Below are 16,673 nucleotides of genomic sequence, written 5' to 3'. Positions count from 1 at the left end.
AATCATGCCGCGATTTGTGGATAGAGCGGGCTGTTTCGTCTTGCTGATGGTCCTCGCAGCGTCGGTATCGGCCGAACCGGTCCGGCTCACGGCATTGCGAGCTGCGGATAAGGCGGATCGGGCGCGTTTGGTTTTTGAATTCACCGGTAAACCCGAATACCGGGTGATCCGCTGGGCCGAACCGAGGCGGCTGCTGGTGGATATTACCGATGCCAAGCTCGGAGTCAGCGTAAAGCAGCCGCCAGCGTCGCATCCTTTTTTGGGAAAGATCCGCACGACATCTCACAAGGAAAGGCTTCGATTGTCGGTCGACCTGAAGCGCCCGGTTTTGCACAGGGCGTTTATCAGCCCCGCCGGAAAGGGAGTCCGGCTGATCGTCGAACTGATCGAATCCGAGCCCCCCAAAGCCGGTGCCGCGACCAAAACCGCGAAGAAGACAGCACATGCGCCGGTCCGCCGAAGTTCCAGGAAGCCCAAGATCCGCGTGATCGCGATTGATGCGGGTCATGGCGGCAAGGACACCGGCGCCGTCGGTCCGGGCGGCCGTCGGGAAAAGGACGTGGTGCTGTCCATGGCCCGCAAGCTGAAAGACATGATTTACGCCGAACCTGGCATGAAGCCGGTGATGATCCGGAAGGACGACCGTTTTCTCAGTCTGCGCGAACGTCTGGTGAAAGCCCGCGAGGCGCAGGCCGACCTGTTCATATCCTTGCATGCCGATGCCTACGTGCATGGCCTGGCTCGGGGCATGTCGGTGTTCACGCTGTCCCAGCGCGGGGCCAGCAGCGAGGCCGCGCGCTGGCTGGCGGAACGGGAAAATGCGGCCGACTTGATAGGCGGCGTGAGCTTGAGGGACAAGAACGGCACCTTGGCGAAAGTGCTGCTCGACCTGTCCCAGTCCGCCACCGCCGAGGCGAGCGCGCGAGCCGCATCCGCCGTGCTGTGGGAACTGAAGAAGAGCTTCCCCATGCACCATCCGGAAGTCCAGCGGGCGGGATTCGTCGTGCTGAAATCGCCGGATATCCCGTCGATTCTGGTCGAGACCGGATTCATCACCAACCCGGAAGGCGAGAGCAAGCTCGCAGACGCCGCCCATCAGACGAAGATTTGCCGCGCGATCTTTTACGGGATTCGGCAGTTCTTCTCGGCCAAGGCGCCGACCAAGGCCAGCGGGAACTAAAGCATTCTCCGGTTTGGTGTAGCGCGTCGTGGGTGCAGTGTCCGTCGGCAAAGGATTGACGACCTACAACGGTGTCTCAAGTAGGTCGGAAATCCCTTCCCGACGTAATTCCATTCGGCATTCGAGATAATATTCATCGTAGGATGGGTAGAGCGAAGCGAAACCCATCGATGGCGGGTTAGCCCCTAGTCTCCGCTCGGGACAGGCTCTGCGTAACCCATCGATTGAAGGTCGCTCGGTGGGTTACGACGCATGCGAGGCGCGGTGATCGGCCATCGGTCAGTGCTGATGTGCGCCTAACCCACCCTACGAAAATGAATTCCGGATTGAAAGCGATTTGAGAATTAGAGGCATACCCGCGTGTTCGGAAAAACTGCGGCAGCCGCCTCGGGAGGTTTCCATGACTCATACCGAAGCTGGATCCGAATCGGTTTCCAATCTTCCTATCATCGACGTTCACGCCCTGGTAGCGGGCACCGGCGATAAAGAGACGGTGGCGGAGCAGATCAGACATGCCTGCCTCGACATGGGCTTTTTCTACATCAAGGGCCACGGCGTCGACGAGGCGCTCCAGGATCGACTGGAGCAGCTCAGCCGGCAATTTTTTGCACAGGATCTCGAAACGAAGCAGGAGCTTCTCATGGAACGGGCCGGCCGAGCCTGGCGCGGCTATTTTCCGGTCGGAGGCGAGCTCACCTCCGGACGGCCCGACCTCAAGGAAGGTCTCTATTTCGGTGCCGAGCTCAGGGCGGACGATCCGAGAGTCCAGGCCGGCGTTCCTCTGCATGGCGCCAACCTCTTCCCCGCCAACATCCCGCGATTTCGTGAAACGGTGCTCGCGTATACGGCGGCGATGACGCAACTCGGGCAAACCTTGATGGAGGGCATTGCGCTCAGCTTGGGGCTGGAAGCGTCCTACTTCGCCGACCGCTACACCGCCGATCCTCTGATCCTGTTCCGCATCTTCAACTATCCGCCAGGGCCGGCGAACGTGGGTACTCCGCCCAGCTGGGGCGTGGGTGAACACACCGACTATGGTCTGCTGACCATTCTCAAACAGGATGACGCCGGCGGCTTGGAAGTGAAGTCGAAGTCGGGCTGGATCGCGGCCCCGCCTGTTCCCGGAACCTTCGTGTGCAACATCGGCGACATGCTCGATCGAATGACCGGCGGTCGCTACCGCTCCACGCCTCACCGGGTCCGTAATACCGCCGGTCGCTCCCGGCTGTCCTTTCCCTTCTTTTTCGATCCGAATTTCGATGCGGAAGTAAAACGGATCGAGAGTCCCGACTTGGAGCCCGTCATGGACGATCAAGAGTCCCGGTGGGACCGATCGAGCGTCCACGCCTTTACCGGCACCTACGGCGACTACCTGCTCAACAAGGTCGGCAAAGTCTTCCCGGCACTCGGGGGCAGCGTGATTTGAAAATGGCGTCCTAGACGTGAATGCGAGGAACATTTTTTCCTGTAAACCAACCGGCGCCGAATGCCTCACGGTCGAGTCAGCAAATGTACGGATGTTCTAGCAAAATATTGTCAACCCATAATGCCCACGACCCCGGGCGAATTCTTCTTTTTTAATGGGCTAGACAGGCACTGCCGAATATTCGGCGGGTTTTTCCTTTCAGTTCGCGTAGCAAGCCGCGCGCCCTTGCGACGTGACAGGCTAACTATTCACGTTGCCGGACGAAGTAACCAAAAGGCAAGCCAAGCTTCCTACGTCTTTGCCGCGGTGGATCTGCCGCTCTGTGTCAATGTCGCCGGCACGATTGAAGAGTTTTTCCGGAAGCCGATCATGGATGATCCGGTGCCATTGCACCCGGCTAGGAAACGCCGGATACCCGGCGGATACATGGAGGAGCTTCACATGCAAACCTGCTCTCTGTCGAAGCGCGTCACACTCGCCATTTCCTTGAACGCGGTGCTCTTGGCCTGGCCGACGGTCGGGGAAGCGTTCGAGGTCACGGAACCGGAAGCCTATCGCCCCCGTTGCGACAACTATGATCCGATGCGCCAACCCTTTTTCGGCGTGACCCATCTGCATACCGGCCTCTCTTTCGACGCGAGCATCCGTTTCGTCGACGAACAGGCCGGCAACAATCCGCGCGGAGCCTATGCGTTCGCCAGGGGCGAAAGCCCGATAACGCTCCCGAACATCATCGGAATCCAGGGTGTCGAGATTCCCGAGCTGGGTTTGCCGAACGATCTGCGCAGGCCCACCATAGACCGGCCGATCGATTGGGGCGGCGTTACCGATCATTCGGAGCACTTCGGCGAGATGGGCATCTGCAAGGACCTTCTCGGAACTCCCGACCCCGCCGACCCTGAGGGACGTTTCTCACTGGATTGCCGGATGATCAACGGATTCTATTGGCAGCCGCTCGGAGGAGAAGTTTCGACTCCGGCCACCGCGCCGTTCAATCAATTCCAGCGGGAACTCGCCTCCAATGCGTTCACGCAGCTCACCATGATGAACCTCGGTCCGGTGAGCCAGATGACGCGGATGCCGCTTTGCGTGAACAACCCGGATGAATGCGATTCGGCGGAACTCGCGGTATGGCAGGAGCACCAGGCGGCGGCGGAGGAGTTCTACGACCGGAGCAGCCGGTGTTCGTTCGCCACGTTCAACGCCTACGAGGTGACTTCCACGCCGCTGGGAACCAACTGGCATCGTAACGTCTTTTTCCGCAACGACAGGGTGGTCAGGCGGCCCATTACCGCGATCGACATGGCCGTGAGGCCCAACGAGAGTCCGACTTCCGGCGGCCCCGGCGGTGTCGGGGAACCCCCCAGCTACGTGGGCAGCATCGTTCCCGACGATCCGGAGGTGTTCCCGGTCCCGCCCGGTCAATTCGTCACGTTTCCGCTTCCGGAACGGCTCTGGAACGGCCTGGAGCGGGACTGCACCTTGGGGCAGAACGTTACGGACGGCCGTGGGACTCGCTGCGAGTTTCTGACCATTCCGCACAACTCCAACCTCGGCGGAGGCATGGGGCTCGTTCCTCCGATGTTTTTCACTCCGTTCAATAAAGAGGATGCGATTCGACGCGCCAAGTTCGAGCCGCTCGTGGAGATCTATCAGAACAAGGGAAGTAGTGAATGCCGTTGGGATCCCCGCTTCAAGGAAGGTGTCGACACGGCGGATGAATTCTGCAATTTCGAGCTGCTGGACACGACCTCCCTATCCGCGGCTTCGGGCGTCGGAACCAGCGGCGGATCGGCGGGAGGATTGCCGCCGTCGGCTTTCAACGAGCGCGCCTTCGTCCGCAATGTCTGGAAGGACGGACTGAAGCTGGCGGAGGAGCAATTCGAGGGGGTCAATCCCTTCAAGATGGGCGTGGTGGCGTCCTCGGATTCGCATAACGGCACCATGGGCTGGCATCCCGAGAACGAAAGGTTTCCGGGGCACCTCGGCATCGACGATGCGGTCCCCGTGCAGCGTCCCTCCACCATCCAAAACAGTTCGGGCGGCCACTCCGTGGCGTGGGCGGAGGAGAATTCGCGCGACTCCATTTTCGAGGCGCTGAAGCGCAAGGAGACTTACGGGACCAGCGGAACGCGGATCGTCCTGCGCTTCTTCGGAGGCTGGAACTTCGACAAATCCATGTGCGGCAAGGATTTCGTGCCGACCGGCTATGCCGACGGAGTCCCCATGGGCGGCGACCTCCCGCCGAGACCCTCCCGTGCCAAAGCCCCGCGGTTCATCGTGGCGGCTTGGTGGGACGATTTCATCCGGACGCCGCTGGAGCAGATCCAGATCATCAAGGGGTGGTATGACGCGGCAGGCGAGCTGCACGAGTCGGTCGTCACGGTAGCCGGCGAAAGAGGGCGTCCCAACCTCCCTCAGGCCGGCGTCACCCCCGATTGCAGTCTTAGGGGAGGAGGAGCCGAGTCGCTGTGCGCGGTGTGGGAAGACAAACAGTTCAAGCCCGACGAGCGTGCGTTTTACTACGCCCGTGTTATCGAAAAACCCGTGTGCCGCTACAGCACGCTCTGGTGTCAGAACGCTTTCGGTCTGAATCCGCTGCGCCCGCAACAGTGCAGGGATGATCTCCAAAAGCTGCAACAGGGCAACGAAATCGATCAGCTCAAGGCTCAATACGCAGCGTCGTGTTGCAGCAACCAGACGACGGCCCCCATCGTGCAACCGGCCATACAGGAGCGGGCATGGAGTTCACCCATCTGGTACACACCCTAGGTCACAGAGCTCTTCGCTCGCCGGCACTGCATTTTCTGATCATCGGAGCGGTACTGTTCGCGGCGTTCGCACCGCAAGGAAGAATGGACCCGCCCGACCGGGCTCGGCTGGTGATTCCCTCGTATCGCGTGGATCTCGCGCGCCGCGAGTTCGCGGAGGCGTACCGGCGAACGCCGACGCCGGAAGAGGACAAGCATCTCCTCGAAACGCTCGTGGACGAGGAGGTGCTTTACCAATATGCCCTGCGTTTGGGGCTCGACAAACAGCCGGTGGCGGAGCGGCGACTGGCTCAAATCGCCACTTTCGTGGAGCAGAACCCGGAGGAGGCCAAGTCGCCGGCGGAGTTGGCCGCGGAAGCCGAGGGGCTCGGTCTCCACCACGGCGACGCCGTGGTCCGGCGAATCCTGATCGACGGGGCGAAGCGCCTGATCCGCGCCGCCGTGCGGGTGCGCCGGCCGACCGAGGAGATGATGGAAGCGTATTTGCAGAAAAATCCGGAACCCTTCATGGTTCCCGCGATGACGCGCATCACCCAGGTTTCCGTGAACCGACTGGCGCACGGTTCGGACACCGAAGCCCGTGCTCGGGCGCTGCTCAAGAGAATGAAGCGGGGCGCCGACCCTTCGGCAGCGGCTTCCGCCTTGGGCGACAAGGCTTTCGGACCGCCGTCGCTGCCTTTGCTGACTAACAAGGATCTGGCGCGGCGTTTCGGGTACCGTTTCGTGGAAGCTCTCAGTACGGCGCCCGAAGGCGCGTGGAGCGGTCCGATACCCTCTCGCTACGGCTTTCATCTCGTTTACGTGCACGAGCGGACTCAACCGTATCTACCCCCTCTGGCGGAAGTCAAAACGCAGGTGCGACGGCGTCTTGTGGAAAAGCTTGCCGACGAATGGCTGGCTTTTCGTTTGCAGCAGCTTCGGGCCGAGTTCGACATCGTCGTGCCCGGTCGACAGTCATGATGGGAAGGCGCGACATGTTTTGGCCCAGGCTTCTGTTGCCGACGGCGATCCTGTTTTCGGTCCCGGCCGAGGCGCATTTGTTCGCCCCCGCTTTGCTCGAACTCCAGGAGACATCCGGGGATCACGTGGAGATACGCTGGAAACAGCCCATCATGCGGGTCATGGGCAGCGAACTCCGTCCCGTGCTCCCCGGTGAGTGCAACGGTATCGGAAGACCGGCGGTGAAGCAGGCGGGAACGGGCATCGAAGCGACCTGGGAGATTCAATGCCCAGAGGGGCTGGTGGGCAAATCCGTGGAGGTCGAGGGCATTCCGTCGAGCAGGGCGGACGTTCTCCTCCGGATACGGCTCGCCGATGGCCGCTCCATGCGCCATGTGCTGACCGGAGACGAACCCGGTTTTACGATTCCCGCCCGCGAAAGCAGGCTGTCGGTGTTGGGTTCGTATGCCAGGCTGGGTGTCGAGCATATTCTCACGGGTTTCGACCATTTGCTCTTCGTGCTGGGCCTGACGCTATTGGTCGGCGGCGGCAGAAAGCTGCTTTGGACCATCACGGCGTTTACGCTGGGACACAGCGTCACCCTCGGGCTCGCCGTTCTGGGCTTCGTCAAGCTTCCGCCCGCGCCGATAGAAGCGGGGATCGCCCTCAGCATCTACGTGCTCGCCGTGGAACTGGCAAGGCCCGGAGAAAAAAGCCTGCTGCGAGCCTATCCCTGGCCCATGGCCGGACTGTTCGGACTCCTCCACGGGCTCGGGTTCGCCGGGGCGCTGTCGGAAGCCGGCCTGCCCGAAGGTGAAATTCCCTTGGCCTTATTCGCCTTCAACGTGGGGATCGAACTCGGTCAGATCGCATTCGTCGTTCTTGTGCTCTTCATGTGGAGGTTCTTGCGGAAAATGCCGCTCGCCCGGTACTCGTTTGCGCGGCTGATGCCCGCCTACGCCATCGGTTCCCTCGCCGCGTTCTGGCTTCTCGAGCGAAGCTGGGCGGGCGTATAGATTTCTTGAGTCTCTTATCGTTTCTTCACGAAAATTTCTGATCACGATCGGGATAAGCCGGCCTTGTCTGTCGTCGATGATTCTCCGACAAAAATATCGTGTTCGACCCCAAAACCATGGCAGGAGCATAACGGACAGCAAGCGTATTACGGTTATGGAATACCGCGGTCCGTTCTTCTACCATGTCCGCCTGCTCTCCTAACCCCGTGACGCAGGCTGACGAGGCGCAACATGAAAGTTTTTCAGCCAGAATTCCGACTCTATGCGCTATTGGTTTGCACGGCACTCGTGACCGCTTGCACCAGCCCAGGTTACAACGACAATCCGTCGCAGCAGATTACCAACGCCCGGATCGGCTGCCTGGCCGCCACAGACTTTTTCGCTGTCTATTTCAGCGTGCATCTCCAGCCGTCCGACGAAAACCAGGATGCAAGATTAACGAAAGAGTTATTCCGCTCGTACTGCCAAGATATACCAACACCCGGCAAGGTGTTTTTTACAGCGGATCTGGTGGGTAACGAACTGAGGAGCATGCCTATCGGCATCCGGATCGTCGAACAGGAGTTTACGGGCGGCGATGAAAGCGATGCTGAAAACTTCAAGGATCTGCGCACCATATCGGAGGTTCTCGCCAAAACCTATTCCAAAGGTGTCATCGAATCGCATTTTGACCTTGATGCGAATGGGTATTACGCGATCTACTTGATCAAGGGTGGAACAGATGCCGTTCCGGAACAAGACACATTGAGAATCCCGCTCAATGTCGGCGCCGACTCCGGCGTAAAACGCTTGACGACACGAATCGTAAGCCTGTTCGGTATCGCATCGGGCCTAGCGCTGATTGGCTTTGCGGCTTCTCGATTTCGGCGAAGGCGCAAGATTCTTTAGATAGCCGTCCGCGGCTTTTCTTGAACGATGGATCGAAAGACGCGTTATTGATTTTGCAACACGGGTAACGACAATACCTATTAACGTTAATGACGCGATCAACATCAGGTCTTCTCCCACGCATCTGGACGATTCTCCTAGAAACGGCTGTTGACCGCTTAGAAGGAGTAGAAAAGCCGTATAAATTCTGACCGTCCTACCTTCTACCGATCTCACCGTTTGGTGAAGCCGCTACGCACCCGATTGCACGGCTGACGGGCCACCCTGGCGGCGTTGCTCCTTCTTGTGGGGGCGGCCCCACGGCGTCGTCGCGCCTAGAGCATTTTCATACCGACTGTACGGGCATTCGCGAGTAGGTCGGGGAATCCATTCCCAACGGTTTCGTTGGGCCAACGGGTTCGTCGGCAAAGGATTGCCGACCTACGACCATGCACCCTGTAGGTCGGGAATCCCTTCCCGACGTAACGGGCTGATTCAGCCACCGATCAGCCGCAATCCCCCTTGCAACAAGGGCTCGCCCTTCATGTAAGCCTACGCTCACAAAAAGATCCGCCGAGGCTTACAAGCTCTTGGCTTCAACTTCGAAAATGTGTCACTAAACTGTGACAGGATCGACGTGCGCGTCGAACAAGGCCGAGAAAAAACAAAAGGGGAATACGGATGGGGATCGAGCGGCTGTCTCAGTTTAGGGCGGGATTCGTGCTGAGCTTGTGTCTGGCGTTCTGCGGACTGCTTCTCTGGGGAACGTTGACGGTCGCCACCGAAGGGAAGGGCGGATCATCATCTTCCGGCTTCACCATCGGTTCGTACAAGGAAGTCGGCAAAAAGATCCACCGCCGGAAGAATCTCTTCGAGCATACCTATCGGGCAAGCCTCACCTCGACCGCCGCGGTGGACGCGTACCGCGTCAGTGCGCGGCTCGTCAGCCGCGATTCCCGTATCGTGGTGATCGACGGCGATCTCGCGTTCGGCCATGTGCCGGCCGGTGCCACCGTCGTCAGCCGCGACACCTTCACCATTCAAAAGCCTGCCAATGTCAAATTCCGCCCCTCGCTGCTGGAGTGGCGCTTCGGTCATGACTTGCGCCCAGTGGCGGAGGCCGGCCCGGATCAAACCGCCCCGGTGGGCACGACCGTCTACCTGGACGGCAGCACCTCCAGCGACGGCGACGGCGATCCTCTCACTTTTCGATGGACCTTTACCGAAAAACCCAACGGCAGCACCGCGATCCTGTCGGATCGCACCGCGGTGAATCCGACGTTCACGATCGACAAGCCAGGCACCTACACGGTCCAACTCGTGGTTGATGACGGGCAACTGGCGAGCGTCCCGGATACCGTCACCGTCAGCACGGTCAACAGTGCCCCGGTGGCCAATGCCGGTCCCGACCAAACTGCCCCGGTAGGCACGACCGTCCGCCTGGATGGCAGCGCCTCCAGCGATGTGGACGGCGATCCGCTGAGCTATCAGTGGACCCTCACTCTGGCGCCCGACGGCAGCGCCGCGCATCTGTCCGATCCCAACTCGGCCACGCCCGCTTTCACGCTGGACCGGCCCGGCTACTATTCGGCGCAATTGGTCGTCGACGATGGACTGGCCAGCAGCGAACCCGATTTTGTCTCGATCGCCACTCTCAATTCAAAACCTGTCGCCGAGGCGGGCCCCGATCAAAGCGTCTACGTCGGCGACGCCGTCACCTTGAACGGCAGCGGTTCCACCGATCTGGACGGCGACCGCTTGACTTACCGCTGGGCCTTGATCAATCAACCGGAGGGCAGCGCCGCGGCCCTGTCCGACTCCGCGGCGATTCAACCCGTTTTCGCCGTGGACCGGCCCGGCGCGTACGTGGTCCAGCTCATCGTCAACGACGGATCCGCCGACAGCGACCCGGATACGGTCGTCATTACCACCCTCAACAGCCGACCCATTGCGGCCGCGGGTCCGGACCAGGGCGTGCCGGTCGGCACCTTGGTCCAACTCGACGGGGCGGGTTCGCTTGATGCGGACGGCGACGTTCTCAGCTATCACTGGTCCCTGACCTCCGTACCCGAAGGAAGCGCCGCCGCGCTTGCCGCCTCGGACTCCGCGACCCCCGCATTCACCGTCGATCGGCCAGGTTCCTATGTCGCCCAGCTCATCGTCCGTGACGGACAGCTCGACAGCTATCCCGACACGGTGACCGTCAGCACCGTCAACAGTCGGCCCGTCGCCGATGCCGGCCCCGACCAGTCCGCCCTCGCCGGCACCACGATCCACCTGAACGGCGCCGGGTCCAGCGATCCGGACGGCGGTCCCTTGAGCTATCAATGGGCCTTGGTGAGCACGCCGGACGGTAGCCAAGCGGTGTTGAGCGATCCGCTCACGTCCACGACGACCTTCCTGGCGGACCGCCCCGGCGATTACGTGGCCCAGTTGATCGTCCACGACGGGCAGCTTGCGAGCGACCCCGATACCGCGCTGATCCAGGTGGCGCTGCCGCCCAACGTGCTACCGGCCATCACGTCCGCCCCGTTGACCGCGGCGACCGTCGGCCAGAGCTATGTTTACGATGTCGACGCCACCGATGCCGACGGCGATGTCCTGGTTTTCAGTCTCGCCACGGCGCCGGCCGGCATGAGCCTCGATGTCGCGACCGGGGTGATCCAGTGGACGCCGACGGCGGAAGGAACGTTTGCCGTCACCGTCACGGTCAGCGACGGGCGGGGCGGTACGGCCAGCCAGAGCTTTAAGATCGTGGTCAGCGGCGGCAGCAGCGGAAACTTGCCGCCGGATCCCGCCCAAGTGGCCCCGCCCCTCGATCCGACCGTCGCCACCCCGGTGGCCGATGCAACAAAATTCCTGTACACCGGTCCCAACCCGATCCAGACCGGCGTCACCGAGGGCACGATCGAACCGAAGCGTGCCGCCGTGTTCCGCGGGACCGTGCGGGACAAGGCCAACGCCCCCTTGCCGGGCGTGACCGTCACCGTTAAGGACCACCCTGAATTCGGCCAAACACTGAGCCGTGCCGATGGCCAATTCGACCTCGCGGTCAACGGCGGCGGCCTGTTGACCCTCGACTACGCCAAACCCGGTTTCCTCCCCGCCCAACGGCAACTCGACGTGCCGTGGCAGGACTTCGCCGTGTCCGAAGACGTCGTGTTGATCCCGCTCGACCCAGAGGTCAGCGCCATCGATCTGGCGGACACCACTCAACCTTTTCAGGTGGCGCAAGGGAGCGTTATGAGTGACGCCGACGGCAGCCGCCAGGCCACCGTGCTGTTTCCGCAGGGCACCCAAGCCGTGCTGACCCTGCCGGACGGCACCCAGCAGCCGCTCAGTACGCTGCATGTCCGAGCCACCGAATACACGGTGGGCGAGAACGGCCCCAAGACCATGCCCGGTCCCCTGCCGCCCACCTCCGGCTACACCTATGCGGTGGAGCTCTCGGCGGACGAGGCGATCGCCGTGGGTGCAAAGACGGTCAGCTTCAATCAGCCGGTGCCGGTCTATATTGACAATTTCCTCAATTTCCCGGTGGGCGAGATCGTGCCGGCGGGCTGGTACGACCGCGACAAGGCCGCCTGGATGCCGTCGGATAACGGCAAGGTGATCAAGATCCTATCGATCGCCGATAGTCTCGCCAGTCTCGATACCAACGGCGACACCCTCGAAGATGATGCCGCGACACTCGCCGCCCTCGGGATCACCGACGCCGAACGCGCCCGGCTGGCCCAGCTTTACCCAGTCGGCAAGAGCCTCTGGCGGGTGGCGGTAACCCACTTCACGCCGTGGGATTTCAATTGGCCCTATGGCCCGCCCGCCGATGCCACCGCGCCGCCCGCGCCGGATGAGACGAAGAACAAGACGCCGCCCGACAAAGACAGCGACGACTGCACGGGCTGCAGCATCAACCCGCAGGCGCAGACGGTGGGCGAGGAGCTTCCGATCACCGGCACGCCTTACACGTTGCATTATCGGAGCCAGCGCGCCCTAGGGTATAAACCGAACAAGGTCATCGACATCTCCTTGGCCGGCGCTAGCGTCCCGGCCAGTCTCAAGAGCATCGAGCTTGCCGTTTACGTCGCCGGGCGCACCTTCACCCAAACGTTTCCGGCAGCCCCGAATCAGTCCTACCGCTTCGAATGGGATGGCCTCGATGCCTACGGCCGTGCCGTGACTGGCTCGCGTCAAGCGACGGTTACGCTGCTGTATCGCTACGACATTGTGTATTACGCCGCCCGCCCTGATTTTAAGCAAAGCTTCGCTTTCGCCAGCGCCTCGACCGGCACGGGCAGCGCTGCCCAGATCGTTGGACAGCGCGGCGCTACCACGATCACGGCGCAGCGCACTTGGTCCATGCAATTGACCGGGAATGGCCTGGGAGCACAATCGGTGGGTGAATGGAGTCTCGACATTCACCACGCTTATGATGCTACCTCCTGGATACTGTGGCTTGGGACGGGGCAGCGACAGGACACGCAAGAGATTGGTATCGATCACGTTATTTCGACCATAGCGGGAACCGGTGAAACCGGATACACCAGTGATGGTATACCGGCAGTGCGAACAATCCTCTACACGCCTTCCGGCGTCGCATCTGCACCCGATGGAAGCATATACATCGCCGACACTGACTATAATCGCATCCGCCGCATTGGACCGGATGGCATCATCACGACCATCGCGGGAACGGGCGCCCCTGGTTCCCCTGTGTTTGGCGGACAACTGGCAAAGAACGCGAAACTGAATCATCCCAATGATATAGCCATCGGCGCTGACGGCAGCGTTTACGTCGCCGCTACTGAGAACCACAGCGTTTATCACATCCTGCCAAATGGCATCATCTATAGGTTCGCAGGCTTGGGATACGCCAGCATTAGCGTTGAGAACCAACCTGCTTCGCTGTCGGGACTTCGTTCTCCTCGCGATGTTGCCATTGGGCATGACGGCAGCATTTATGTGGCCGATACCGGGAACAACCGCATTTGTCGCGTCGGACCGGACGGTCTCATGAGGACTTTTGCTCAATCTGTCACTTCCCCTTCTGGTATTGCCATTGGGCATGATGGCAGCGTTTTTGTGGCCGATACCGGGAACAACCGCATTCGCCGCATTGGACCTGACGGCATCAACACGACTGTTGCAGGAACCGGGGCTTTGGGCTACGGCGGGGATGGTGGACTTGCCACTCAGGCACGCCTTTCCGGCCCTCGAGATCTGGTCGTTACCAACGACGGGAGCATTTATGTAGCCGATACCGGGAACAACCGCATTCGCCGCATTGGACCTGACGGCATCATCACGACTGTTGCAGGAACCGGGGCTTTGGGCTACGGCGGGGATGGTGGACTTGCCACTCAGTCACACCTTTCCGGCCCGCGAGGCATAGCCATGGCCCCCAATGGCAAGCTCTATATCGCTGACACCGACAACGGTCGCATCCGACAGCTAGCGCCGCCATTCCCTGACGCCGGACTCGAAAACATGCTAATACCGTCGACCGACGGAAACGAACTGTATTACTTCGATTCGAAAGGGCGTCATCTGAAGACGGAGAACGCCTTGACTCGCGCGGTGCTGTACCGCTTCGGCTACGATAGCGCGGGGCGCCTGATTTCGGTCACGGACGTTGACGGTAATGTGACCACCATTGAGCGAGACGCAGCGGGCAACCCCACGGCCATTGTCGCCCCGGATGGCCAGCGCACCGCTTTGACCCAAGATGCTAACGGCTATCTCGCGACGGTTGTGAATCCCGCCGGCGAAACTCACGCGATGAGCTACACCGCGGATGGCCTTCTCACCGGCTTTACCGCCCCGAAGGGGAACACGAATACCTTTACCTATGATGATCGGGGACGGTTGATCCAGGATGTCAACGCCGGGGGCGGCGGCTGGATGCTGCTCCGGTCCGAAGGGAGTTCCGGATTCAGCACCGCCATGACCACGGCGGAGGGACGGACCACCACGTTTGGGGTGGAGTATCTCGCGACCGGCGATCGCCGGCAGCTCAACACCTATCCGGACGGCACGGTGCTCGATCGCCTGTTCCAAACCAACGGCGAGGAAATCGGCACCGCTCCGGACGGCACCGTCACCACGGTCCTGGAGGGCCCCGATCCGCGCTTTGGTATGCAAGCGCCGGTGGCAACCTCGACTACCGTGAAAACCCCGAGCGGCCTTACGGCCACGGTGACCCGGAACCGCGCCGCCACCCTGGTCGATCCCGGCAATCTTCTGAGCCTCACCACGTTCAGCGAGACTCAAACGGTCAACGGCCGAACCTCCCGAACGGTCTTCGACGTCCTCAGCCGGATCTTCACGGCCACCTCTCCCGTGGGACGGACCCTCACCACGGTCGTGAACGATCGGGGCCGACCGGTGAGCCGCCAAATCCCGGGACTGGAGCCGGAGCAGTTCGCTTATGATGTGCGCGGACGCCTGCAGGAGGTGATCCTGGGCCAAGGCTCGGATGCGCGTACGGTACATTACGACTACTATGCCGACGGTCCGAGCCAAGGCTGGCTCCACACCGTCACCGATCCGCTCGGTCGGACGGTGAGCTACGAGTACGACCTCGCCGGCCGAGTGATCCTCAAAACCCTGCCCGACGGCCGGTCCGTGCAGTTCGGCTACGATGCCAACGGCAATCTCACCTCGCTCCTGCCGCCGGGCCAGCCCGCGCACCTCTTCGACTACACGCCCCTCGACCTGACCGAGCACTACACCCCGCCCACGGTCGAGGCGACGGACCCGGCCACCCGCTACCAGTACAATCTGGACAAGCAACTCACCCGGATCACCCGGCCGGGCGGCGAGACCGTGACCTTCGCCTACGATGCGGGAGGACGGCTCCAGACGGTGACGGCGCCCCAGGGCGAGACCACGTACGCCTACGCCTACGACGCGGCCGGGCGCCTCCAAAACCTGACCGCGCCGGGAAGCCTCGGGCTCAACTACGCCTACGACGGCGCGCTCCTCACCCAAACCGCCTGGACCGGGTCCATCGCCGGCACGGTCGGCTACGCCTACGACACCGACTTCCGCGTGAAGACGGTTTCGGTTAACGGCTCGCCGATCAGTTTTGGCTACGATGCCGATAGTCTACTGACCTCCGCCGGTGCCCTGACCCTGACTCGCCATGCCCAAAACGGTCTCTTGACCGGTACGGCGCTCGGGACGGTGACCGACAGCCTCACCTACAGCGGTTTCGGCGAGGTGCAAGGCTACACGGCCAATGTCGACAGCAGCCCCGTCTTTTCGACTGGCTACACCCGAGATGCCCTCGGCCGGATCACTCAAAAGACCGAGACCGTCAACGGCCAGATCGACACCACCGTCTACACTTACGACCTCGCGGGTCGCCTCACCGAAGTTAAGCATAACGGGACCGTCCAGGCCACCTACGGTTACGACGCCAACGGCAATCGGACTCACGTCAATGGCCTCGAAGTCGCCAGCTACGACACCCAGGACCGGCTCACGATCTACAACGGGACCGCCTTTGCCTACACCGCCAACGGCGACTTGAAAACGAAAACGGTCGGCGGGCAGGTCACCGGCTTCACCTATGACGTGTTCGGGAACTTACGGCAGGTGACCCTGCCGGACGGCACGGTGATCGACTACCTGATCGACGGGCGCAACCGGCGCATCGGCAAGCAGGTGAACGGCACTCGGGTCCAAGGCTTCCTTTACCTGGATAGCCTCCGCCCGATCGCGGAACTGGACGGTGAGAACCAGGTTGTCAGCCGCTTTGTCTACGCCGATAAGAGCCACGTGCCAGCGTATCTCATCCGAGGAGAAAGCACCTATCGGATCATCTCGGATCACCTCGGGAGTCCCCGGCTCGTCGTTAACACGGCCGACGGCACCGTGATGCAGCGGCTGGACTACGACGCCTGGGGGCAGGTCATCCTCGACACGAACCCCGGCTTCCAGCCCTTCGGCTATGCCGGCGGCCTCTACGACCGCGACACCGGCCTGGTCCGCTTCGGCGCAAGGGATTATGATCCGGAGACGGGGCGCTGGACGACGAAGGATCCGATAAGGTTTGCCGGCGGGGACACTAACTTATACGGATATGTCTTGAATGACCCGGTGAATTGGATCGACTCGGATGGGCAACTTTTTCAGCAAATAGCGGCCGCTGTCGTTGTTATTGCTGCTGGAAAAGCAATTTATGATTTTATCGACGCGTACTCAGAAGGTATGCGAGACGCGGAACGCGTGAAGAAGGCTAAACGTGACGACGATGAAGTGATGAGCAACATTCTAGCGGGCAAACCAATCCCGAAGAATTATTGCCCAAATGCAACCTCTGATGCGATTAAGGACCTGACGAAATCAGCAGCAGACGCTGCGCTGAAAGGCGCACAGGTTCCTGGGACATATGCTGGAGGAGCTCTTGCTGACCCCGTCCCAACATTCAAAGACCCTTAAAGATCGCAACCAAATTTCTTGCTCTATGA

7 protein-coding genes are annotated in these 16,673 nt (G+C 61.3%); all 7 read left to right on the top strand.

The annotated features are described in order from the left end of the window. The first annotated feature begins 4 nt into the window (after window positions 1–4). On the top strand, window positions 5–1,180 hold the full coding sequence (locus ACR2R1_RS07970) for an N-acetylmuramoyl-L-alanine amidase (RefSeq protein ID WP_077730601.1): 1,176 nt from the start codon (window positions 5–7) through the stop codon (window positions 1,178–1,180). A gap of 400 nt (window positions 1,181–1,580) precedes the next feature. Beyond that, a complete protein-coding gene (locus ACR2R1_RS07965) occupies window positions 1,581–2,606 on the top strand; it encodes an isopenicillin N synthase family dioxygenase (RefSeq protein ID WP_434113457.1) in 1,026 nt (341 codons plus the stop codon). Between the two features lie 441 nt (window positions 2,607–3,047). After that, window positions 3,048–5,378, top strand: coding sequence for a DUF3604 domain-containing protein (locus ACR2R1_RS07960; RefSeq protein ID WP_434113455.1), 2,331 nt, complete (start codon window positions 3,048–3,050; stop codon window positions 5,376–5,378). Next, entirely contained in the window at window positions 5,348–6,337 is a 990-nt protein-coding gene (locus tag ACR2R1_RS07955; protein WP_434113453.1) for a peptidylprolyl isomerase, read from the top strand. The genes ACR2R1_RS07960 and ACR2R1_RS07955 overlap by 31 nt, the downstream gene beginning before the upstream one ends. Window positions 6,338–6,351: 14 nt before the next feature. Then, window positions 6,352–7,332 carry a HupE/UreJ family protein gene (locus ACR2R1_RS07950; RefSeq protein WP_434113451.1) on the top strand — a complete coding sequence of 327 codons (981 nt, stop codon included), beginning with the start codon at window positions 6,352–6,354 and terminating at the stop codon, window positions 7,330–7,332. 231 nt (window positions 7,333–7,563) lie between these two features. Continuing rightward, window positions 7,564–8,220: a hypothetical protein gene (locus tag ACR2R1_RS07945; RefSeq protein ID WP_434113449.1), complete on the top strand. Its 657-nt coding sequence runs from the start codon at window positions 7,564–7,566 to the stop codon at window positions 8,218–8,220. Window positions 8,221–8,880: 660 nt separating this feature from the next. Next, a complete protein-coding gene (locus tag ACR2R1_RS07940) occupies window positions 8,881–16,644 on the top strand; it encodes a PKD domain-containing protein (RefSeq protein WP_434113447.1) in 7,764 nt (2,587 codons plus the stop codon). The last annotated feature ends 29 nt before the right edge of the window (window positions 16,645–16,673 follow it).

It is taken from the genome of Methylocaldum sp. GT1TLB (assembly GCF_051027445.1).
In the GTDB taxonomy this organism is placed as follows: domain Bacteria; phylum Pseudomonadota; class Gammaproteobacteria; order Methylococcales; family Methylococcaceae; genus Methylocaldum.
The sequence above is the reverse complement of the archived record's forward strand: the minus strand, read 5'-3'. Positions and strand labels throughout refer to the sequence as shown.

Coding starts and splice junctions, on each gene's coding strand:
- ACR2R1_RS07970 (WP_077730601.1), top strand. CDS start 5: ATGCCGCGATTTGTGGATAGAGCGGGCTGTTTCGTCTTGCTGATGGTC.
- ACR2R1_RS07965 (WP_434113457.1), top strand. CDS start 1,581: ATGACTCATACCGAAGCTGGATCCGAATCGGTTTCCAATCTTCCTATC.
- ACR2R1_RS07960 (WP_434113455.1), top strand. CDS start 3,048: ATGCAAACCTGCTCTCTGTCGAAGCGCGTCACACTCGCCATTTCCTTG.
- ACR2R1_RS07955 (WP_434113453.1), top strand. CDS start 5,348: ATGGAGTTCACCCATCTGGTACACACCCTAGGTCACAGAGCTCTTCGC.
- ACR2R1_RS07950 (WP_434113451.1), top strand. CDS start 6,352: ATGTTTTGGCCCAGGCTTCTGTTGCCGACGGCGATCCTGTTTTCGGTC.
- ACR2R1_RS07945 (WP_434113449.1), top strand. CDS start 7,564: ATGAAAGTTTTTCAGCCAGAATTCCGACTCTATGCGCTATTGGTTTGC.
- ACR2R1_RS07940 (WP_434113447.1), top strand. CDS start 8,881: ATGGGGATCGAGCGGCTGTCTCAGTTTAGGGCGGGATTCGTGCTGAGC.